At 75.7% G+C, this 580-nt stretch carries 1 pseudogene; it reads left to right on the top strand.

The window, feature by feature from the left end:
- Positions 1–242 precede the first annotated feature (242 nt).
- Positions 243–580, top strand: a pseudogene (locus OZN99_RS33195) (hypothetical protein); the annotation flags it as partial.

The raw sequence follows: 580 nt of genomic DNA, 5'->3' as shown, positions 1-580 counted from the left end.
CAGGGCGGCGGCGCGCCGCCGCGGCACCGGGCGACGCCATATGGAGTCGGCACATCGGCCAAGCCTAGCGCCGCCGCCGCCCGGCGTCGCGCGCTGGCTGTATCCAAGATGCGCAGCCCGCCGGGCGCGGCGGCGCCACCGTCCCCCCGAAAGGACTACCAAAACATCAGTAAAGTCGCAATAATGGGAGGGATCGACGCCGCGGCTGGTCCGCGGCCGTCCTTCGCAGGGAAGGAGCTGCCATGCATCGCCGTCTTCTGCTCGCCCTCGGCCTCGCCGGCCTGCCGGCCGCCGCCTTCGCCCAGCCCCGGATGACCGACGCGCAGCGCCGGCAGTTCCACGACGAGGTGCTGAGCCGCGACTTCGCGGCGCTGCCGCCCGGCGCGCAGCAGCGCGTGACGGAGGCGTTCCGCGCTGGCACGCCCGACCTGTCCGCCGATGCCGTGCGCGATCGCTGGAACGCCATGACGCCGGGCCAGCGCGGCGAGGTGCTGGTGATGCATGAACGCCGGCGCGGGCGCGGCGCGGGCGGCAGCCGCGGGCCGGGCTACGGGCCAGGGCCGGGCTATGGCCCGGGCCC

Source organism: Falsiroseomonas oryzae (genome assembly GCF_027856955.1).
Taxonomy (GTDB): Bacteria; Pseudomonadota; Alphaproteobacteria; order Acetobacterales; family Acetobacteraceae; genus Falsiroseomonas; species Falsiroseomonas oryzae.
The sequence above is the reverse complement of the archived record's forward strand: the minus strand, read 5'-3'. Positions and strand labels throughout refer to the sequence as shown.